This window comes from Taklimakanibacter deserti, assembly GCA_003574785.1.
The window spans coordinates 101,194-121,833 of the sequence record QORU01000010.1 but is presented as its reverse complement, the minus strand read 5'-3'; the positions used below and the strand labels follow the sequence as shown (position 1 = coordinate 121,833).

General features: G+C 64.0%; 19 protein-coding genes. 7 read left to right on the top strand and 12 right to left on the bottom strand.

Features of this window, described 5'->3' with window-relative positions:
• Window positions 1-39 precede the first annotated feature (39 nt).
• Entirely contained in the window at window positions 40-1,617 is a 1,578-nt protein-coding gene (locus DS839_RS21420; protein WP_119272514.1) for a GMC family oxidoreductase, read from the bottom strand.
• Window positions 1,618-1,718: 101 nt separating this feature from the next.
• Here DS839_RS21420 and DS839_RS21415 point away from each other — a divergent pair, with 101 nt between their 5' ends.
• Window positions 1,719-2,396 carry a FadR/GntR family transcriptional regulator gene (locus tag DS839_RS21415; RefSeq protein WP_119272513.1) on the top strand — a complete coding sequence of 226 codons (678 nt, stop codon included), beginning with the start codon at window positions 1,719-1,721 and terminating at the stop codon, window positions 2,394-2,396.
• Window positions 2,397-2,398: 2 nt separating this feature from the next.
• Here the strand turns inward: DS839_RS21415 and DS839_RS21410 are convergent, their stop codons facing one another.
• From DS839_RS21410 to DS839_RS21385, 6 genes are all read right to left on the bottom strand, one after another.
• The gene (locus DS839_RS21410) at window positions 2,399-3,385 is read right to left on the bottom strand and encodes an ABC transporter permease (RefSeq protein ID WP_368911819.1); all 987 of its coding nucleotides are present in this window, start codon (window positions 3,383-3,385) and stop codon (window positions 2,399-2,401) included.
• The gene (locus DS839_RS21405) at window positions 3,382-4,356 is read right to left on the bottom strand and encodes an ABC transporter permease (protein WP_119272512.1); all 975 of its coding nucleotides are present in this window, start codon (window positions 4,354-4,356) and stop codon (window positions 3,382-3,384) included. The genes DS839_RS21410 and DS839_RS21405 overlap by 4 nt, the downstream gene beginning before the upstream one ends.
• Window positions 4,353-5,891 (bottom strand): sugar ABC transporter ATP-binding protein, encoded by a 1,539-nt coding sequence (locus DS839_RS21400; RefSeq protein WP_119272511.1) that lies wholly within the window; start codon window positions 5,889-5,891, stop codon window positions 4,353-4,355. The genes DS839_RS21405 and DS839_RS21400 overlap by 4 nt, the downstream gene beginning before the upstream one ends.
• Window positions 5,892-5,946: 55 nt before the next feature.
• Window positions 5,947-6,981 carry an ABC transporter substrate-binding protein gene (locus tag DS839_RS21395; RefSeq protein WP_119272510.1) on the bottom strand — a complete coding sequence of 345 codons (1,035 nt, stop codon included), beginning with the start codon at window positions 6,979-6,981 and terminating at the stop codon, window positions 5,947-5,949.
• Window positions 6,982-7,009: 28 nt separating this feature from the next.
• A complete protein-coding gene (locus DS839_RS21390) occupies window positions 7,010-7,924 on the bottom strand; it encodes a sugar phosphate isomerase/epimerase family protein (RefSeq protein WP_119272509.1) in 915 nt (304 codons plus the stop codon).
• An 88-nt stretch (window positions 7,925-8,012) separates the two neighbouring features.
• Window positions 8,013-8,927 carry a fatty acid desaturase family protein gene (locus tag DS839_RS21385; protein WP_119272508.1) on the bottom strand — a complete coding sequence of 305 codons (915 nt, stop codon included), beginning with the start codon at window positions 8,925-8,927 and terminating at the stop codon, window positions 8,013-8,015.
• Between the two features lie 79 nt (window positions 8,928-9,006).
• Between DS839_RS21385 and DS839_RS21380 the strand changes: the two genes are divergently transcribed.
• Window positions 9,007-9,933, top strand: a complete 927-nt coding sequence (locus DS839_RS21380; protein ID WP_119272507.1) for a LysR substrate-binding domain-containing protein — start codon at window positions 9,007-9,009, stop codon at window positions 9,931-9,933.
• Between the two features lie 60 nt (window positions 9,934-9,993).
• Window positions 9,994-11,106, top strand: coding sequence for a mandelate racemase/muconate lactonizing enzyme family protein (locus DS839_RS21375; protein WP_119272506.1), 1,113 nt, complete (start codon window positions 9,994-9,996; stop codon window positions 11,104-11,106).
• Between the two features lie 7 nt (window positions 11,107-11,113).
• Here the strand turns inward: DS839_RS21375 and DS839_RS21370 are convergent, their stop codons facing one another.
• The 4 genes from DS839_RS21370 to DS839_RS21355 all read right to left on the bottom strand — a co-directional run bounded on the left by DS839_RS21370 (window position 11,114) and on the right by DS839_RS21355 (window position 14,766).
• The gene (locus DS839_RS21370; protein WP_119272505.1) at window positions 11,114-11,527 is read right to left on the bottom strand and encodes a GFA family protein; all 414 of its coding nucleotides are present in this window, start codon (window positions 11,525-11,527) and stop codon (window positions 11,114-11,116) included.
• Window positions 11,527-12,441, bottom strand: coding sequence for a homocysteine S-methyltransferase family protein (locus tag DS839_RS21365; RefSeq protein WP_119272504.1), 915 nt, complete (start codon window positions 12,439-12,441; stop codon window positions 11,527-11,529). Before DS839_RS21365 ends, DS839_RS21370 begins: the two co-directional genes overlap by 1 nt.
• Window positions 12,438-13,106 carry a hypothetical protein gene (locus DS839_RS21360; RefSeq protein ID WP_119272503.1) on the bottom strand — a complete coding sequence of 223 codons (669 nt, stop codon included), beginning with the start codon at window positions 13,104-13,106 and terminating at the stop codon, window positions 12,438-12,440. The genes DS839_RS21365 and DS839_RS21360 overlap by 4 nt, the downstream gene beginning before the upstream one ends.
• A gap of 79 nt (window positions 13,107-13,185) precedes the next feature.
• Entirely contained in the window at window positions 13,186-14,766 is a 1,581-nt protein-coding gene (locus tag DS839_RS21355; protein WP_119272502.1) for a trimethylamine methyltransferase family protein, read from the bottom strand.
• Window positions 14,767-14,947: 181 nt separating this feature from the next.
• Here DS839_RS21355 and gcvA point away from each other — a divergent pair, with 181 nt between their 5' ends.
• Together gcvA and DS839_RS21345 are read left to right on the top strand one after the other, a co-directional pair.
• Window positions 14,948-15,862 (top strand): transcriptional regulator GcvA, encoded by a 915-nt coding sequence (gene gcvA, locus DS839_RS21350; protein ID WP_119272501.1) that lies wholly within the window; start codon window positions 14,948-14,950, stop codon window positions 15,860-15,862.
• A gap of 6 nt (window positions 15,863-15,868) precedes the next feature.
• On the top strand, window positions 15,869-17,431 hold the full coding sequence (locus tag DS839_RS21345) for a trimethylamine methyltransferase family protein (protein WP_119272500.1): 1,563 nt from the start codon (window positions 15,869-15,871) through the stop codon (window positions 17,429-17,431).
• Here DS839_RS21345 and DS839_RS21340 read toward each other — a convergent pair.
• Window positions 17,428-17,838, bottom strand: coding sequence for a DoxX family protein (locus DS839_RS21340; protein WP_119272499.1), 411 nt, complete (start codon window positions 17,836-17,838; stop codon window positions 17,428-17,430). The genes DS839_RS21345 and DS839_RS21340 overlap by 4 nt on opposite strands.
• Window positions 17,839-18,063: 225 nt before the next feature.
• Here DS839_RS21340 and DS839_RS21335 point away from each other — a divergent pair, with 225 nt between their 5' ends.
• The gene (locus tag DS839_RS21335; RefSeq protein ID WP_119272498.1) at window positions 18,064-18,981 is read left to right on the top strand and encodes a pseudouridine-5'-phosphate glycosidase; all 918 of its coding nucleotides are present in this window, start codon (window positions 18,064-18,066) and stop codon (window positions 18,979-18,981) included.
• Entirely contained in the window at window positions 18,978-20,528 is a 1,551-nt protein-coding gene (locus DS839_RS21330; protein ID WP_119272497.1) for a trimethylamine methyltransferase family protein, read from the top strand. Before DS839_RS21335 ends, DS839_RS21330 begins: the two co-directional genes overlap by 4 nt.
• Window positions 20,529-20,640 lie beyond the last annotated feature (112 nt).

The window sequence follows — 20,640 nt, the reverse complement described above, 5'->3', positions numbered from 1 at the left end:
CTCGCCTGGTCGAAACCGTAGGCCAACCAGGTTCGACCGTCAAGCTTGTTGGTTGCGACCAAGAATGAGATCAGCACCGCGTTCGGCGACGGCCAGCACGGCGGCGTTGATATTGCCGGAAATGCCGCCTGGAAACACGCTGGCATCGACGACGCGCAAGGCGTCGACGCCCTTCACGCGCAAGTCGCCATCGACCACACCACCCATCCGACAGGTGCCCATCGGGTGATGGACGGTGATGGAGGTCGCGCGGATATGCTCCTCGATATCGCTCTTGGTGAGCTCGGCCGCGATGAAGGCCTGCATCTCAGGTCTCGCCGCAACCTGGCGCGCCATCTCGACGCCGGCCGTGAGGCCTTTCCAGTCGCTTTCGGTGGCGAGGAAATTCTGATGGATGAGGGGCGCTGCGGTGGCATCGGCGGAGGCGAGACGGACGGAGCCCCGGCTTTCCGGCTTGACCAGCACGATGCGGGTGGCGAAGCCGTCCTGGAAGGGCTGCTTGAAGGGTGCGAAATAGGGCCAGGCGGCGAGCGTCGCGGCAGTGAAGAGGAACTGCACATCGGGCACCGGGCTCTGCCCGCTATTGAGGAAAGCGGTGATGCCGCCCGGCACGTCCGCGGCAAAGCCGGTGCCGAAGAGATGCGCCTCGGCCATCGCCAGCGCGATCCGGTCATAGCGCATCATTCGGTAGAAGGGGCCGTGCTGCTTGCGCTTGTACAAGAGGATCACCGAGACATGATCCTGGAGATGTTGCCCGACATCGGGAAGCGGCACCTGCGTCTTGATGCCATGGCGTGCCAGCGCCTGCGGATCGCCGATGCCCGACAGCATGAGAAGCTGCGGCGAATTGATGACGCCGCCGGCCAGCAGCGTTTCGCGCCTGGCCCGGATCTCGCGCCTGCCTTGGGCCTCGGCCACTTCGACACCGAGCGCGCGGCCCTTGTCGATGAGGAGTCGCGTCACCAGCGCATCCGTCATGACCGTGAGGTTGGACCGGCCGAGCACCGGGCGCAAATAGGCGGTGGCGGAGGATGAGCGCCGGCCCTTGCCGATCGTCATCTGCAAGCGGCCGAAGCCTTCCTGCCTTTCGCCATTATAGTCCTCGGTCCAGCCGAAGCCTGCACTCTTGCCGGCCTCGCCGAAGGCTTCGACGAGCGGATCGGCGAATTTGCAGAATTGCGTGCTGACCGGACCTTCACCGCCGCGAAAGGCGCTCTCGCCGCCTTCCCAATGCTCCTGGCGCTTGAAATAGGGCAGGAGCTTTTCAAAGGACCAGCCGGAAAGTCCGTCCGCCTTGGCCCAGGCGTCGAAATCGGCGCGGTTGCCGCGCACATAGGCCATGGCATTGGTCGAGGACGAGCCGCCGATCACCTTGCCGCGCGCGCATTCGACCTTGCGCTGGTTCACATTGGCTTCCGGCTCGCAGAAATACATCCAGTCGTGCCGGCGCTGCTGCAGGATCTTGCCCCAGCCGAGCGGGATATGGATCAAGGGATCGCGGTCCCAGCCGCCCGCCTCGATGAGGAGGACGGAGTGGGTGGGATCGGCGCTCAGCCGGTTGGCGAGCACGCAACCTGCCGATCCCGCGCCGACGATGATATAGTCGAATTCTGCCATGGTCCCGGCAAGACAACCATTACTCAACCAGCTTCGTCAAGAAGCCGGCAACCGCAAAGATGTGGTTGAGTTTGGTTGGTGACTCTGCTAGACCCTTGCGCATGACGGACATCACGATCACCGCTCCTGCCCAGCGACGCATCCCGCACAAGACGACGGCCGAGCTCTCGGCTCTGATCGATGCGGTACGCGGCGCGATCCGGACGGCCGGCGCCGTGCCGCCCGAGCGCGATCTCGCCGCCGAGCTCGGCATCAACCGCCATCAATTGCGCAAGGCGCTGAAAGTGCTGCGCGATACGGGGGAGATCGAGCCCCGCACGGGCAAAGCCGAGACGCCGCCGTGGCACGAGCTTGCCCATGCCACCAATCCCATCGAGGTCATCGAATTGCGCTCCGTCATCGAGCCCGCTCTGGCGCGGCTTGCCGCCTTGCGTGCCTCGCCGGCGCAGGTCGATCAGATCGTCGCCGCCGTCGAGAATGCCGATGACGGCGACTATGGCGGCGCCGATCTCGCCTTCCACAAGGCGGTCGCCGATGGCGCCCGCAACGGGCTTGCGAGCGAATTCTACCGGCTGCTGCGCGCTGTCGGCACCGATTCGCGCATTCGCCTCGGCCTGCCGGCGAGCGTCTGCCCGAAGCGGCGCGCCGAACGCGATGCCGAGCACCGCGCCATCGCCAATGCCATTGCCGCGCGCGATCCCGAGACGGCCGAGCGCGAGATGCGCCGCCATCTCGCCAATGTGCAGTCGCAGATCATGGATCGTCTCACGGTGCGTTAGGTCTATCTGTTCTCGATGATGCGCAGATAGATCGCGGTCACGAGCAGCACGATCAATCCGAATAGAATGCGCCTGGCCCCTTCCGGCATCTGCAGGATGGTGAGCAATGTCGTCAGGATGGTGAGGATGAGCGCGCCGACGATCGTGCCGGCATAGCCGCCGCGGCCGCCGAAGATCGACGTGCCGCCGATCACCGCGGCGGCGACCGAAGGCAGGACCAGGGGCTCGGCGAGCGAGAGCGACGGCGATTTGATGAGCCCGATATAGAGCAGCCCGGTGATGCCGGCGAGGAGTGCCGAGAGGGCATAGAGGGCGATGATCACCTTCCAATAGATGACGCCCGACAGCCGCGCCGCCTTCTCATTGTCGCCGACCGCATAGAGAAGGCGCCCGAAGCCGGTCGCGTTCAGCATGAAGATGATGAAGGCCGCGACCGGCACGAACAGCAGAAGCGCATTGGGAAAGCCATAGGTGATGCCGGTGGCGAGCCAGGCCAGGCTTTCGGGGACCTTGGCGCCCGAGGCGATCACGGTGCGCTGATAGACCAGGAGGCAGCCCGTGCCGATGAGGCTCGTGCCGAGCGTCATGATCAAGGGATGCACGCGGAAGACGCCGACGCCTATGCCATTGACGAAGCCGATGAGCAAAGCGGGGACGAGGGCGATGAGAATGGCGATCGCCGGATCGTGGAGCGCTGCCTGCGTCACCATGATGAAGGCGCCCATGGTCGCGACGGTGCCGACCGAGAGATCGATGCCGCCCGTCAGCATGGTCATGGTCTGGCAGCCGGCAAGGATCGCAAGCGGAATGGCGAAGCGGACCGTATTGGCGGCCCAGCGCTCATTGACGATGCCGGGCCTCAGAATCTGCAGGACCACGACGAGCGCGATCAGCAGGATGATCAGCGGCACCAGAGGCTGGTCGCTCATGAACCGGCTGATGCGCCGGCCGAGGGACAGTTGCGGTGTGGCGGCGGTGGCCTGGTTCATGAAGAGCGACCTCGCAAGGCGATGTAAGCGCCGAACATCACGACGATGACCATGATGGTTCCCTCGATGATCGCGGTGACATTGGGATCGACCGCGAGAAGTGTGAGATCGGTCCTGACCAGCCGCAGGATGAAGACGGCGACGATGGGACCGATGATGCCGCCGCGGCCGCCGCTGAGCGCGACGCCGCCCAGCACCACCGCGGCGACGCTGGCCAGGAGATAGGGGCCGGGTATGGGTGCCCCGATGCCAGTGCTCATGGTGAGGCTCAAGCCGCCCATGGCGCCGAAGAGGCCGCCCAGCGCATAGCTGAGGATCTTGGTCCTGGCCACCGGCACGCCGCTGCGAAAGGCGGCAAGCGGATTGCTGCCGACGGCATAGAGCGAAAGATCGAGGCCGGAGAGCCTGAGCGGGACCCAGACCAGAACGAGGCAGATGACGAGAAGCACCAGCGCCTTGGGAATCCAGGCGGTGATCGCCTCGGGCAGTCCCGGCAACTGGACCGTACCGGTGATCAGGGCTTTCAGCCATTCGGCCGCAGCACCACCCGGCGCCTCGAGGACGAGGAGGGCGGCCCCCTGGAAGACGAAGAGCATCGCCAGCGTCACGACGATATCGGGCACGCGGGTGACGACGATCAGGAGGCCGTTGAGGGCGCCGAGCACGAGCCCCATGACGAGCACGAAGGGTACGACCAGCAGCGCAAATTTCTCGCTGGCGCCGTTCATCATCGAGGCGGCGGTGACGCTGGTCAGCGCCATCATCGAGGCGACCGACAGATCGATGCCGCCGGCGATGACGACGATGGTCTGCGCCGCGACGGCGAAAGCGAAAGGCAGGACGGCGCGGGCCAGCGAGCCGAAATCGCCGGCGCCATAGAAGGGCTGGATCGCCTTGGTGAAGACGAAGAGCAGCGCCAGCAGGGCGACAAGGCCCAGGACCCAGCCATTGCGCGTGATGAAGCGGGTCATGATGCGCCGGGCGGTGGGTTGGGGAGATCGGCCAATATGCCGACATCCTCCTTGGCATTGCGCGGCAAGCCATAGGCGGCGCGGGTGAGGGCCGCCTCATCGGCGATCTCGACGGGGAGCACATCGACCACGCGTCCGCCGAAGATGACGATGGCGCGGTCGCAGGCGAGCTGGATCTCCTCGAGCTCGGATGTGTAGAAGAGGATGGATTTCCCCTGCGCCGCAAGCTCGCGCAGCAGCCTATAGATCTCCTGCTTGGTGCGCACATCGATGCCGCGCGTCGGATCGAAGCACAGGATGGTGCGCACATCCGCCGCGATCCAGCGCGCGATGGTGACCTTCTGCTGATTGCCGCCCGACAGGCGCTGTACTTCGCGCTGGGCGCGTGTGTCGATCTGCAGCCGCTCGATGGCGCGGGTGACGCGCTCGCCTTCGCGGCGCCGGTCGATCGGACCCCAATTGCGCCAATGGGCGCTGAAGGGCAAAGCGATGTTCTCGCGCACCGGCTGCTGCATCAGCAGCGCCTCGGCGCGGTCGCCGGGCACATAGGCGATGCCGGCGCCGATGGCATCGGCGGGACGATGGAACTGGACAGGCGTTCCATCCACTTCGATGCCGCCGCCCGATGCCGGCGTCGAGCCCGACAGCGCGGCGAAGAGTTCGTCCTGGCCCTGGCCTTCGAGCGCCACGACGCCCGCCACCTCGCCATTGGCGAGATCGAAGGAGACGTCGTGCAGCTTGTTGCCGACGCTCAAGTTTCGCACCCTGAGGCGCGGGCGAGCGTCGACCGGCTCCGGTCCCTTGCCGGCGCGCCGCGCCGCGGCACGGGCCTTCTCGATCTTGGCGCCGAGCATGAGTTCGACGATCTTCTCCTCGATGCCGGGCGCGATGTCGACGACGCCGACGGTCTCGCCGTCGCGGAGCACCGTGGCGCGGTCGCAGAGCGAGGAGATCTCGATGAAGCGGTGCGAGATGAAGATGACCGAACGCCCGGCGCGGCTCTGCCGGCGCACGACGTCCAGCACCTTTTCGGCGAGATTGGCCGGCAGAGCGGCAGTCATCTCATCGAGGAGCAGGACGTCGGGCGCGATCGCCAAGGCCCGCGCCAGATCGAGGATGCGCAAGATCGCGAGCGGAACGTCGCGCGCCATATCGCGCAGGTCGAGATCGTCCACGCCGAGCTCGCGCACCCATTGCCGGAAGGGCTCGACCGGCGTGCGGGTGAGGCGAAGATTGGCGGCGACGTCGAGATCGGGGATCAGCGCCGGCTCCTGATAGACCGAGACCAGCCCGGCGCGCCGCGCTTCAGCCGGCGAATGCACGTGGTGCTCTTTGCCGCGGATGAGAATGCGCCCGGCATTGGGCCGGATCGCCCCGGTCAGGATCTTGACCAGAGTGGACTTGCCGGCGCCATTGGCGCCCATCAGCGCATGCACTTCGCCGGGGCGCACCGAGAGCGAGGCGTTGCGCAAGGCGGCAACGGCGCCATAGGTCTTGGCGACGCCAGTGGCTTCGAGAATCGGTTCCGTCATCAGCTATCGATAGTGAAGAGCGAGCGGGAACGATGTTCCCGCCCGCATCAATGCGACACTATTCACCCGGCCCCTTGCAGGCGACGATCTGCTCTTTCGTATAAGTGGTCCAGTCGGGAATCGAGATGCTGACCGGCCATTCCGGGCTGAGCGAGGGATCGGCCGCCGCCTTGAGCTTGGCCTTGCCGTCATCCGTCGTGTTTTCCCAGAGCTGCGGCTCGACCAGCACGGTCTGCTGTGCCGGCTTCTTGCCCTCGAGGATCTGCAGAGCGAGGGTCACGCCGGCGCCGCCGATCGAGCCCGGATTGGTGACCGCGGCACCCTTCAGCCCCTCGACCGAATTGAGCTGGCCGACGAAGCCCGCATTGTCGGCGCCGACGACCGGCACCAGCGGCGTCTGCGATTCGGTGAGCGCATCGACGATCACATTGTCGATGCCCGACGTCCAGATGCCGTTGAACGGCGTGCCCGTCGCGATGAAGTCGAGGATCTGCTGCTTGCCCTGGTCCTGCTGCCAGCCGGTGAAGACCTCATGCACGACCTTGATGTCGGGGAATTCGGCGAGCGCCTTCTTAAAGCCCTTGTCGCGGTCGCTGTCGGCGGAAGCGCCGGCGGCGCCGCGCATATAGACGACATCGCCCTTGCCGCCCAAGGTCTGGAACAGCCATTTGGCGCCGAGATAGGCATATTCCTCCTGGTTGTTGGAGATGATGTAGGCGGTGGGCTCGGTCACCGTCTGGTCGACGGCGACGACGACGATGCCGGCCTTGGTCGCTTCAGCGAGCGCGTCCTTGATGCCGGCGGGATCGGCCGGATTGACGACGATCGCGTTGACCTTGGCGCTGATCAGGTTGCGGATGTCCTCGAGCTGGCCCGCGGCGTCGGTGTTGCGATGGGCGATATTGAGCTTCGCCACCTTGCCCGAGGCGAGCGCCTGGGCCTTGATGGCGCAGATCATCTCCTCGCGCCAGCCATTGCCCTGGACGGTGTTGGACACACCGATCGTAAAGGTGCCTTGCGCGCCAGCCGCTGCGGCCGAAGCCATCAGGGCTACGCCGGCGAGGAGCAGTTTCACGTTTCTCATGTTTGGCATTGCAGTTTCCTTTCCTCCCAAAAGACGTTCATTTCACAAAAGGACGAAGCACGTCGCGCGCCAGCATAAAGCCGCGCTTGATCGCCTCGTCGCTGCCTTCGAATTTCCGGTCCTCATGCTCGATGATGACCGGCCCGTCATAGCCGGCCCGGTAGAGGCCGGAGAAGATGACATTCCAATCGACCTCGCCCAGGCCCGGCATGCGCGGGATCTGCCAGCCCATGCCGGCCGAGAGAATGCCGCGCTCATAGAGGCCGTCCTTGTCGATCATCAGATCCTTGGCATGGACATGGAACATATGCGCGCCGAATTCGCGGATGAAGCGCGCCTGGTCGATCATCTGCAGGACGAGATGCGAGGGATCGTAATTCATGCCGATGGCGCCGTCCCAGGTTTCGAGAATGCGCCGCCAGATATAGGGCGAATAGGCGATATTGTGACCTCCCGGCCATTCATCATAGCTGAAGATCATCGGGCAATTCTCGAAAGCGAGCTTGACGCCATTGTCGCGCGCATGGGCGATGATGTCGGGCCAGACCTTGAGTGCCTCTTTCCAATTGTCGTCGATATGTTTCGTTGCGTCACCGCCACAGAAGGTGTTGACGACCGAAACACCCATGCGGCCGGCGGCGGCGATGACTTTCTTCAAATGATCGATGACGGCCTGGCGATGCTGGGGATCGGGATGAAGGGGATTCGGGTAGTAGCCGAGCGCCGAGATGGAGAGGCCCATTTCAGCGAGGTCGGCGGCGATCTGCTTGGCTTGCGACGCCGAGATCGTGGCGACGTCGATATGGCTGGTGCCGGCATAGCGGCGGGTAGCACCCGACGATTTCGGCCAACAGGCGATTTCGAGCGCCTTGAATCCCGACGTGCTTGCCCAATGGGCAACTTCGGCGAGCGGCGCGTCGGGAAAAGGCGCCGTCAATATGCCAAGCTTCATGGATCCTCCCGTTTTTCCCGTACTATGCCTGTTGCGCGGCGCTATTCAACAGGTGGGCGGAAGACTTTCGGAAAAACAGGAATTCACATCATTTTGAGGCGTCGCGTGAGGCTAGCTTAAGTTCGCTCAGATAGCGGGCGTGGAACCGGGCATAGCCCTTTTCCACCTGACGGAGATGACCTTCGATCAAGGCATGGAATTCCGGCAGCCGGTGGAAGGGGACGCCCGGATAGGCATGATGCTCGGCATGATAGGGCATATTCCAGGCAAGCCTGCGGACGAGGATATTGGTGAGGGTCGTGCGGCTGTTCTCCAACATATTCGCGACATAGGGGCAGCGGCCATGCTCGGCGAGGAGATAGAGCCTGAGGAAGGGTTGTCCGATGAGCGCCGGCAGGATCCAGGCGAAGAGCAGCACGGGCGTCCGGAAATAGACGCAGAGTATCAAGATGACCGCATAAGCGGCGATCATCGCGCGCGCTTCCATCCGCACCTTGCTGTGGCCCTTCGGCGGCACGAAACCGTCGCGGCAACGGCCCAGCGCATTGACGGCGAGCGTCTTCACATGTCCCCGCCAGACCGGCAGGCCCGACACGTGGAGCGCATATTGCCAAGGCGTTGCGGGTTTGGCGAAAGCGAGTTCCGGGTCCTTGTCCGGGTCCTGGGTGAAACGGTGATGGGCGAAATGGAAATAGCGGAACCAGTCGGCGGGGAGCGCCAGCATGAAGCTCGCGCTGCGCGCAACGGCCTCGTTGAGCCACGCCGTGCGGAAAGCGGTCTGATGGATGGTCTCATGCAGCAAGGTGAAGAGAAAGACGATGAGTATGCCTTGCGGGATCATGAGCCAGGGCCAGAACGGCACTTTGAGCGCGATGAGCGTGCCGAGGACGAGAATGGTGCCCCAATGGGAGAGAAGAAGCGGCAGGCCGGGCAGGTCCGACTTCGCGGTCAGATGATCGCGCTGCTCTTGCGATAAGGAAGTGACGATCTCGCGATGGTCCATGGGTAAAGCCTACGACGTAGATTGTCTTTCTTAAAACAGGAATTTCTGTCATTATAGTAAGATAGACTTATCCAAATCCATGACAGCTCTCCCGTCTTTGCGGACATTGCAGGCTTTCGAGGCTGCGGCGCGCACTGGCAGCTTTGTCGCGGCCGCCGAGGAACTGGCGATCTCGCCCGCGGCCATGAGCCAGCTCGTCGCCACGCTCGAGGATCATGTCGGCCGCAAGCTTTTCCACCGCATCAACCGTCGGGCCGTCCTGACCGAAGCCGGCCGCGAAGTCCTGCCGCGGCTGACCCTCGCTTTCGAGGAATTGAACGGTGCCGCCCGCGATCTCATCGGCAGTGCGCACCGTGCCCGGCTGGTCGTCTCGGTCCCGCCGTCGGTCGCCGTGAGCTGGCTGCCTTCCCGCCTTCCGCTCTTCATCGGGCTCCATGGCGAGGCCGACATTTTCTTGAAGGGCGAAGAAGAGCCGATCGCATTCGAGCGCGATCTCATCGACATCCGCTTGTCTTATGGGCGCTTCCCCGATCGCGACCATGATGCCGAGCCGATCGCGAGCGATGCTGTTCATCCGGTCTGCACGCCAGGCGTTCTCAGCCACAATGGCCCGGTGCGGGACGCGCGCGACCTGCTGTCCATGCCCTTGATCCATACCGACTGGGGGCCGGCCGCCGCGTCCTTTCCCACCTGGCGCTTATGGTTCGAGGCGGCCTCGGTCACAGCCGGCCGCGAGATCCACCGCGGCCTCACCGTCAATTCATCGGCGGCGGCACTCGATCTCGCTCTGTCCGGCCTGGGTGTGGCTCTCTGCCAGGGTCTCTTCGCCGCGCGAGCGGTCGAAGAGGGAAGGCTTGTCAAGCCGGTGAAGCAAGCCCTGCCGCTTGCCCAGCCCTATTGCCTGACCGTGCCGCAGAGGAGTGCGCGACGCGCCATTGTGGCGGTCTTCAAGGACTGGTTTGTCGCCGAATGCCTGAAATCCATCCAGTCCCGGGCACTTGTCTAGCATCGCTTGATTGTCGACAACTGACTTATGCACGCAGCCTGGAAATGAAACGGAAATAGAATGTGCATCAGCACGATCAGGGCCTATCGCCTGCGCCAGCCTTTCGTCGAGGGACCTTACAAGATGTCGAAGGGCCGCGCGGCCGACGCGTTCGATGCGGTGATCGTATCGCTCACTTCCGACACGGGGATCACCGGCTGGGGTGAGATGGCGCCGCTCGGCACTTTCTATTCCGCCGCCTTTGCCGCCGGCGCCGAGGCGGGCGTCGCCGAGATTGCACCGCATCTGCTGGGCCGCGATCCGCAAGCCGTTGCCCAGCTCGGCCGCCTGATGGACGTCGTGTTCAAGGGACATCCCTATGTGAAATCTGCCATTGACATGGCTTGCTGCGACCTTGCCGCCCGCGCCGCGCAAGTGCCGCTCGTCACATTTCTGGGCGGGCGGGAGGGCGAGACCGTCGAGCTCTATAAGGTCGTGACCCATGGTTCAGTAGATGCCATGGCAAAGCTCGCCCGGCGCATCACTGGGGAGGGTTTCAACCGCATCCAGGTCAAGGTCGGCGGCGATGTACGGAGCGATATCGAGCGCGCCGCGGCGGTCGCGGATGCGGTGCCGAAGGGCACGGTGATCTTCTGCGATGCCAATGCCGGATGGACGCCGTTCCAGGCGCGGCAGTTCGCCGATGCCAGCCGCGCCATCGACTATGTCTTCGAGCAGCCTTGCCCGACGATCGATGAATGTCTCTCGGTCAGGCGAGCGGTCGACAAGCCGATGGTCCTCGACGAATCGGTGACCGGGCTGGAAGACCTGCTCGCCATTCACCACAAAGGCGCGGCCGACGGGTTGACGCTCAAGATCTCGCGCATCGGCGGCGTGTCGAAGACAAGGAGCCTGCGCGATCTCGCCGTCGATCTTGGTTTCATGGTCACTGTCGAGGATACGGGCGGTGCCGAGATCGATACTGCCGCCATGGCACATCTGTCGCTTTCGACACCTGAGGAGCGCCGCTTGCATGCCATTGCTTTCCATGAATGGGTGACGGTCAAGACGGCCAAGAGCCCGCCGCCGGTCAAGGGGAATCGCATGGGCATTCCCGACGGTCCCGGCCTCGGCATCGACGTGCTGCCCGAGCGGCTCGGCAAGCCGTTCCTCGAGCTTTCGGAACGGCCGTGAAAATTCTTTATGGCGCCTTGGGATCCGTCGCCCATTGGCCGAGCTTGTAGTCGCCGCCGGTGATCTCGTAATAGTCGCCGGCATCGTCGCAGAAGATATGGCCGGCGAGCTTGACGCCGGTCGGGCCGTCGATGGCGCCGGCGGCGATAGCGGTGTAGTCGCGGCCGTCGCCTTTCCAGAACAGCGTCGAGCCGCATTCGCTGCAGAAGCCGCGCCTGGCCGTGCCGCTCGAGCGATACCATTTGAGGCCGCGCGTCTCGGTGAGCTTCAGATATTGGTCCTTGGTGCCGGTCGCCGACATGTAATTGCCGGTCTGCTTGCGGCATTGATGGCAATGGCAGGCGATGATCGAGCGCAAAGGGCCCGTCACTTCGAAGGTCACGGCGCCGCACAGGCAGGACCCGGATTTGCTATCGCTCATCAAATTCTCCCGAAAGCTTGAGCCAGGGCCTTGATATGGCTCGGATTGGTGCCGCAGCAGCCGCCGAAGATGCTGGCGCCGGTCTTCTGCCACTCGCGCGCCTCGGCCACCAGCGCCGAAGGCTCGATGATGTCGACGAACTGCCAGTCCGGCATCTTGAAGAAGCCGCTCTCGGGATAGGCGCCGAGCGGTCCTTTCCAGATCTCGCACACGACCTTCAGCGCGGGGCCTACGTGATTGGGCAGCGTGTGCATGATCGAGATGACATCGGCGCCGGTGGGGGCCAAAGCGGCGATGATCTCTTCGAGCGGCCAGTCGGGCCGCGCGAAACCGGTGAGCTTGCCGTCTTCGCGGGGCTCGGTCGAGATGCCGACCCAGACCGGCAGGCCCGTCGCCACCGCCGCTTCCGTCGCCCACACCGAATAATCGGCGTCGCGCATCATCTCCATCATGATGAGATCGACGCCGGCCTCGGCCATGCTTTCGGCCTTGTGGCGCATCAGCGCCTTGGCGTCCTTCTCGCTCCATTCGCGATATGTCTTGACCCGGTCGACGCCCGTTTCCATCGGCCGCATGACGGAAAAGGAGCCGGCGACGGCAACGCGCCCTGCCGCTGCCTCGCGCGCGATCCGCACCGCCTCCTTGTCGATCAGGACCATGTCCGCATCGCGCCCGAGCGCATTGAAGAGGAGGGGACTCGTCGGATAGGTGTTGGCGGTGATGATCTCCGCTCCCGCCTTGATATAGTCCTCATGGACCGAGCGCACGACGCCCGGATGAGAGAGATTGGCTTCGGCGCACCAGGTCTCGCCCGCCATGGGCACGCCGCGGCTCTGGATATCGGTGCCGGTGCCGCCATCGAGGATGATGGTCTCGCCTTTGGCGAGCTTCTTGGCGATGCGGCTGTAGCTCATGCGGAAATCCCGTCAGGTTGATGGGCTTTGAGAAAGGCGCGCATATGGAACTGCATCTGCTCGCGCCCATAGGTGAAGTGCTGTCCGACCGGGCAGGCCCGCCTGGCGAGGCAGCCGCCGGTCATGCAGTCTTGACCTTTTGGTGAGGCGATGTGATCGACGCAACGCGGCACATCGTAGCTGATGCCGGAGAAGGCGCTGACCGGACAGGCGCTGAGACAGGGCTTGCCCTCGCAAGTCTCGCAAGGGTGAGCGCCTGGGGAAGGGGGCGGCAGGTCGAAGGCGACCGGGAACAGCAAGGCGGCCCGGAAAGCATGCCAGAGCCCGTAGACGGAATGGATATTCATGCCGAGCGGCGAGACATGCCCGGCCTTGGCGCGCCTCGCCCAGGTGAGGAACGGCAGCGGCGGCTGGTCGAATGGATAGACGGCGCGCGCGTCGAGGTCGCGCGCGAGCCGTCCTATGACCTGGCGGCACCAGTCGTCCATGCGATCATGCAAGGGATCGCGCTCGCGGGCGAAGCGGCGGAACATCTCAGGCCCGGCATTGCCGATGAGGATGACGAATTGCGTGCCGGCCGGCACGCGGTCATCTTCATTCGGCGCAAACCAGCCGAGAGCGGTGAAGCTTTCGCGCCTTATCGCATTGAGCACGGGATGATCCATGGGTAGGGAGTCTAGCCCCTGCCGGGACATAGGCAAATCAACGCTTGCGGCCGGTTGCGGACCGTCGGCGACAGCAGCCCTATTTGAACCACCTCGGATCGCCCATCCGCATCACCTCGCGCGGCAGCTTGATGTCGTGCTTGGCGCGGATGAGGTCGTCGATCGCTTCCGGTATGTATTCCGGATAATAGGTGGTGAGGATCTCCATCTTCTTCGCCGTGGCGCGCTCGACGATGTCGGGCTTGCCGGCTTCGTTCCATTCCTTGGGACTCATGCGGTTGCCGAGCACCGGATAGATATACTCCTTCTGCATCAGCGACAGCGTCTGGTCGTGGCCGAGATAATGCCCGGGCCCTTCGATGCAGACATTGGCGATGACATCGAGCGACAAAGTCTCGTCATTCACCTCGATGCCGCGCACATTGCGGTTGATCGAGCCCAGCATGTCATTGTCGATGAGCAGGCTCTCGAGGCAGAAGCCGAGCAGCGAGGCATGCATGCCGGCACTTTCATAGAGGAGATTGATGCCGGTCATGGCGGCGAGCGAGGCGGTGACGCCTTTCTCATAGCCGGCCTGGATGTCGGGCAGCTTCGAATCGCACATGCCGGCGGCCGAGCCGACGGTGAGGCGGTAGAAATGCCCCATTTGCGCGCAAGCGGCGGTGATGAGCGCCTGCTCGCCGGACCCTCCCGACATGGCGCCGGTGCGCAGGTCGGAGACGAAGGGCCACGGCCCCCAGATGGCGATGGCGCCGGGCTTGATCGCATTCACGTAAGCCAAGCCCGCCAGACATTCGGCGACCGCTTGCGCGACGGTTCCGGCAAGGGCGGCGGGCGCGGTGGCGCCCGCTTGTCCGGCCGACAGCAGCAGCACCGGCATGCCGCCCCTGACCGCGACTTCGAGGCAGCGGCAGGCATCCTCGGCGAATTTCAAGGGCGGCACGACGAAGCAGTTCGATTGCGAGACGAAGGGCCGCGCCCGCCATTTCTCCTCGCCGCCCGCGACATAATGCAGGATCTCGAGACATTCGGCGACATGCTCGGGCGCCACCATGCTGGTGCCGACATGTTTCGACGTGCCCGCCATGCAGGCATACATGGTGTTGATATCGAGATCATGGCCGGTGAGCATGTCGCGCGCCGTGATCGGGCGCTGATAGAAATGGATATGCTCGCATTGATCGACGATGCGGGCGCAGTCATAGAGATCGACCAGCACGGAATCGCGATAGGTCCTTGTCTCGACATCGACGACATGGACGGCGGCACCGGCGGTGCCGAAATAGACCTTGTTGCCCCAAGGCTCCATGTCATGCTTGGGATCGCGGCCATAGAGCACGAAATCGCGGGCGCAGTTGGCTAGCGTGTCCTCGATGAGCGCGCGGGGGAGGCAGAGCCGGCCATGCTCGCTCATGAAGGCGCCCTTGGCGGTCAGGACTTCGATGCAGGAGGGAATGGCCTGGCCGAGCCCGACTTTTTCGAGAAGGTCGAGGGCGGTCTCATGGATGCGCTCCATGTCGCGCTGGCTGAGTGGTTTGTATTGCCCGCCTTCCATGCCGGGGCGGACGGCCGCCTCCTCGCGGGGGATGGGCCGTGCACGGAGCGCCTTGCGCGCTTCGCGCCCGCCGCGCCTGCGTGATATTTCCTCGACAACAGTCATGAGAAGCTCCTGATTTCACGCGGAATGTGCTCCGTTTGCCGGCAAACCGAAAGCCTCAATCTTGTTGACTGGATGGTGAGTAAAATTCACCAAAATTTTGCCGTCGTTCTCATTTGATCCACTTAACACCCATGTTTTCAACCTGTTATAGATGCGGCGCTCGATTTTCTGGTGAACTCACTTGCCCCGTCGCGATCTTCCTCCCTTGCGTGCCCTGACCGCTTTCGAGGCCGCCGCCCGGCTCGGGTCCTTCCGGCTTGCGGCGGCCGAGCTCGGCATCACCCGCTCCGCCGTCAGCCACCAGGTCAAGGCGCTGGAGCAGCAGCTGGGCCTGCAGCTCTTCAAGCGCGATGCCAGGCGCGCCGAGCTCACGCAAGCCGGCCACGCCTATTTCCCGCCGGTGCGCGATGCCTTCGACCAGATCGAGGCCCAGACCCGGAATTTGCGGCCCGCCGTCGCCGACAATGAGCTCACCATCCAGGTCTATGTGACGGTGGCGCTGAAATGGCTGATCCCGCGGCTGCATGATTTCGAGCGCCGCTATCCCGACATGAAGGTCAGGCTGTCGACCGCCTATTTCGATTGGGAGTTCGACGAGACGAATGTCGATTGCGGCATCGTGCTGGCGCGCAACAAGTCGCCCGGCCACAATTACCGTGCGCTGTTCCGCTCGCTGTTGACGCCGGTCTGCTCGCCCGATCTCCTCAAAGGAGCGAATGCGCTGAAGACCCCGGCCGATCTGAAGAAGCACAAGCTGCTTTATGTCTATACCGCCGAGGAGGACTGGCGCTTGTGGCTCGAAGGGGCAGGGGTGAAGAATATCGAGCTGTCGGACCGGCTCGCTTTCGACAGCTATATCCTGGCGCAGGAAGCGGCCGTCGAGGGCCGGGGCCTCGCCATGACCATTGGTCCTTTCGCCACCGACGAGATCCGCATGGGCCGGCTGGTCCAGCCTTTCCCGCTGCTGGTGCCGCATCGCCACCGCTGGCAGTTCGCCTGCAAGCCCGAAGACAAGCTCAAGCCCAAGATCAAACGCTTCGAGGAATGGCTGGTGAAGCAGGTCGCCGCCGATCCCAACCTTGCTGCTTACAGGTAGTTCGCCATGGCTGACGCCTCTCTCGAAACCTCAACAGCTCACCGCCGCCGCCGCGAAAGCCGCCGTGGCGATGCGGGCCATGCCGCGAAAGGCATCGCGCAATTGCCGCGCCGCAAAAGCACCCGGCGTTTCCCGCCGATGGAGATCATCTCCGCCGATGAGGTCGAGGCGATCCATCAGGCCTCGCTCACCGTGCTCGAGGATATCGGCATGGATTTCATGCTGCTCGAGGCGCGTGACCTCCTGAAGCAGGCCGGCGCCAGCATCGAGGGCGAGCGAGTGCGCTTCGACCGCCATATGGTCGAGGAACTGATCAGGACGGCGCCGGAAGATTTCATCTTTCATGCCCGCAATCCCGAGAACAGCTTCAGGGTCGGCGGGAATGCGATGAATTTCGGCACCGTCGGCAGCCCGCCCAACAGCGCCGATCTCGACAATGGCAGGCGGGCCGGCAACCATGCCGATTACCGCAACTTCCTGAAGCTCGCGCAGTATTTCAACTGCATCGGCTTCGTCTCGGGCTATCCGGTCGAGCCGATCGACCTCCATGCCTCGATCCGCCATCTCGAGGCCTTGCGCGACATGGCTCTCCTGACCGACAAGCCGTTCCATGCCTATTCGCTGGGCAAGGAGCGCATCTGCGACGGCATCGAGATCGCCCGCATCGCCCGCGGTATCAGTCCCGAGCAGCTCGAAAGCGAGCCGTCGCTCTTCACCATCATCAACACCAACTCGCCGCTCAAGCTCGACGCGCCGATGCTGCGCGGCATCATGGAGATGTCGGCGAAAAACCAGATCGTCTGCGTGACGCCCTTCACGCTGGCCGGCGCCATGGCCCCGGTCACCGTGGCGGGTGCCCTCGTCGAGCAGAATGCCGAGGCGCTGGCCGGCATGGCCTTCACCCAGCTCGTCCGCAAGGGCTCTCCCTTCATCTATGGCGGCTTCACGTCCAATGTCGACATGAAGTCGGGCGCGCCCGCTTTCGGCACCCCCGAATATATGAAGGCCTGCATCGTCGGCGGCCAGATGGCGCGCCGCTACAAGGTGCCTTATCGCACGTCCAACACGTGCGCGGCCAATGCCGTCGATGCCCAGGCCGCCTATGAGAGCGTCTTCTCGCTCTGGGGCGTCACCATGGGCGGCGGCAATTTCATCATGCATGGGGCGGGGTGGCTGGAAGGCGGCCTGGTGGCGGGCTTCGAGAAATTCGTGCTCGATTGCGACCTGATCCAGATGGTGATGGCATTCCTCGAGCCTCTGGCCACCGACCGGGATGCGCTTGGGCTGGAGGCCATCCGCGAAGTGGGGCCGGGGGGCCATTTCTTCGGCGCCCAACATACGCTGGCGCGCTATGAGACCGCCTTCTATGCGCCGATGATCTCCGACTGGCGCAACAACCAGCAATGGCTCGCCGCCGGGAGCCCTCAGGCCTGGCAGAAGGCCAACCAGCTCTATAAGCAGGCGCTCGCCGACTATCGCGAGCCCGTCATGGATGCGGGCGTGCGCGCCGAGCTCGACGATTTCGTCGAGCGCCGCAAGCGCGAAGGCGGGGCGCCGACGGATTTCTAGGATCGCGCGGTTTTGTCCCTCGCCGCATCGACACTGAGGGGCCCGCCGCCGGCTGTGGCGAGATAGAGGCAGGCAAAGCACAAAACGATGGCGAGGCTGCCACCGTTGAGCAGGGGATGCCATACGGGCTCAGGATCCCTGAACATATGGCCCATGAAATAGGCAAAAGCCATCTCGCCCGAGAGGATGAAGGCGGAGATCCGGGTAAACAGGCCGATCGTCAACAGTCCGCCGAGCACGAGTTCGATCCAGCCGGCCGCGAGGATCAGCGGCGGGAGGTTCGCGAAATACTCCATGGCCGGGTATTTGAGGATCTTGGCGACGCCGAAGGCAAAGAGCACCAGGCCGACGACGAAGCGCATCAGGCTGAGGGCGACGGGTTGCGATTTAGCGATCATTTGTTCCATGGTCGGTTGCTCCCTTGCGGACGGCGATGGCCCCCGCCATGATTCATGAGCAGGAGTGGCAGGCAGCAGACCTTTTAGCGCATGATCCGGAAAAAGCGATAATGGCTTTCCTTGGGGTCATGCGCAGGCTGGAGAATAAAGCGTGAAGGGGATTCAACATCAAGCCGGCACGATCGAGATCATGGTAGACATGTCCGGCACCGTGATGGAGTGATGGCAGGCCGAATGAATCAGTTTCTCAGCATCGCACCTGAAGTTGTTGAGGCGATTCGAGAAAATCGCCCCGTGGTGGCGCTCGAATCGACCATCATCGCGCATGGCATGGCGTTTCCGCAGAATGCCGAGACGGCCTTCGCGGTGGAAAAGATCATCCGCGATGAAGGCTGCGTGCCGGCGACCATTGCGGTCCGGGCCGGCAAGCTGAAAGTGGGCCTGTCCAAGACCGAGATCGAGACCCTGGCGCGCAACGGCGCCTCGATCGCCAAGCTCTCGACCAGGGACCTGCCGCATGCCGTGGCGCTCGGCCGCGACGGGGCGACGACGGTTGCCGCGACCATGCGGATCGCGGCCCTTGCCGGCATCAGGATATTCGCGACCGGCGGTATTGGCGGCGTGCACCGGGGGGCCGCGGAGACTTTCGACATCTCGGCCGACCTGGGCGAGATGGCGTTGAGCGATGTCGCGGTCGTCACCGCCGGCGCCAAGGCCATCCTCGACCTCGCCTTGACCATCGAGAAGCTCGAGACCTTGGGCGTGCCGGTCGTCGGCTATGGAACCCAGGAATTTCCGGCCTTCTATTCGCGCATCAGCGGCCTCAAATGCCCGATGCGGGTCGATGGTCCGGAAGAGCTGGCGCGGCTCATGCGGGCCAAATGGGCCATGGGGCTCAAGGGCGGCATCGTCGTCGCCAATCCGATCCCCGCCCAATATGAGATCCCGGCCTACGAGATCACGCCGATCATCGAGAAGGCGGTCGCGGAAGCCCGCGACGAGAAAGTGGAGGGCCGCGACGTGACGCCGTTCCTCTTGGCGCGCCTCGCCCGCGCCACCGCCGGCCGCTCACTTGCCGCCAATATCGAACTCGTCAAGAACAATGCCCTTGTCGCTGCCCGGATTGCCAAAGCCCATGCGGAGCTCCCATGACCCTCATCGACAATGAAGCCCGGCATCATTCGCGCGGCCGCGGCCGCAGGCCCGATGCCAAGCATCAGAAGATCCCGCAGCTTCCCTTCGCGCAGCCGAGGCTGACGCTGGAGCCGTCGCGCATCCTGTCGGACGACCAGATCGAGACGATCCACACGCGCTCGCTCGATGTCCTCGAAGAGATCGGCATGGACGTCCTCAACAAGGAGGCGATCCGCATCTATGAGCAGGCGGGCGCCAAGGTCGAGGGCGAGCGGGTGCGCATCGGCCGCGACATCGTGGCGGAAGCGCTGAAGACCCCGCCTTCCGAATTCACCTTCCATGCCCGCAACCCGGCGCATACGATCCAGATCGGCGGCAGATGGATCGCCTTCGCCCCCGTCGGCGGTCCGCCCAATTGCTCCGACATGGACAAGGGGAGGCGGCCAGGCACGCTCGAGGACAATGCCAATTTCATCCGCCTGGCGCAGTTCTTCAATTGCATCCACACCGCGGGCGGCGGCTCCGTCGATGCGCTCGACGTCCATGCCTCGGTGCGCCATCTCCATATCATGCGCAACAAGGTCAGGCTCTCCGACAAGATCCTCTATACGATCTCGACGGGGCGGGCGCGGCTCTTCGACGGCATGGAGATTGCCCGCATAGCGCGTGGACTTTCACCGGAGCAGTTTTTGAAAGAGCCGTCCTGCTACACGGTGATCAACACCAATTCGCCGCTCAAGCTCGACGATCCCATGGGCATGGGCATCATCGAGATGGCGCGCCACAATCAGGTCGTGGTCTGCACGCCCTTCACGCTGGCGGGGGCCATGGCGCCGGTGACGATCGCGGGCGCCCTCGTCGAGCAGAATGCCGAGGCGCTGGCGGGGCTCACTCTGTCGCAGCTCGCCAATCCGGGAGCGCCCTTCGTCTATGGCGGCTTCACCTCGAATGTGGACATGAAGTCGGGCGCGCCCGCCTTCGGCACACCCGAATATATGAAAGCCTGCATCATCGGCGGGCAGCTGGCGCGCCGCTACAAACTGCCTTACCGCACCTCCAACACCAATGCCGCCAACATGGTCGATGCCCAGGCGGCCTATGAGAGCGTCTTCTCGCTGTGGGGCGCCATCATGGGCGGCGGCAACCTGATCCAGCATGCGGCGGGCTGGATGGAAGGCGGCCTCGTGGCGTCCTACGAGAAATTCGCCCTCGATGCCGATCTGCTCCAGATGGTGATGGAGTTCCTGAAGCCGCTCGATTTCTCCGAGGATGCGCTGGGCCTCGACGCCATGCGCGAAGTGGGGCCGGGCGGCCATTTCTTCGGCGCCCAGCACACGCTTCAGCGCTATTCGTCGGCCTTCTATGCGCCGATCATTTCCGACTGGCGCAATTTCAGCCAGTGGCAGGCTTCGGGCAGCCCGCAGGCCTGGCAGAAGGCGAATGAGGTGTGGAAGCGGGCGCTCGCCGAATATCAGGAGCCGCCGCTCGATCCCGCCATTGCCGAGGAGATCGACGCCTTCGTCGCGCGCCGCGAGCAGGAAGGCGGCGAGAAGACGGACTTCTAAGTACTCGTTCGACACAGAACGGCCATCACCCGGTTTAGTCTTTCCAACAACTGGACCTGTCCTTCAGGGCTGAGCGATTCACCGCGGCGGCTCCGCTCGTCGCCATCCTTGC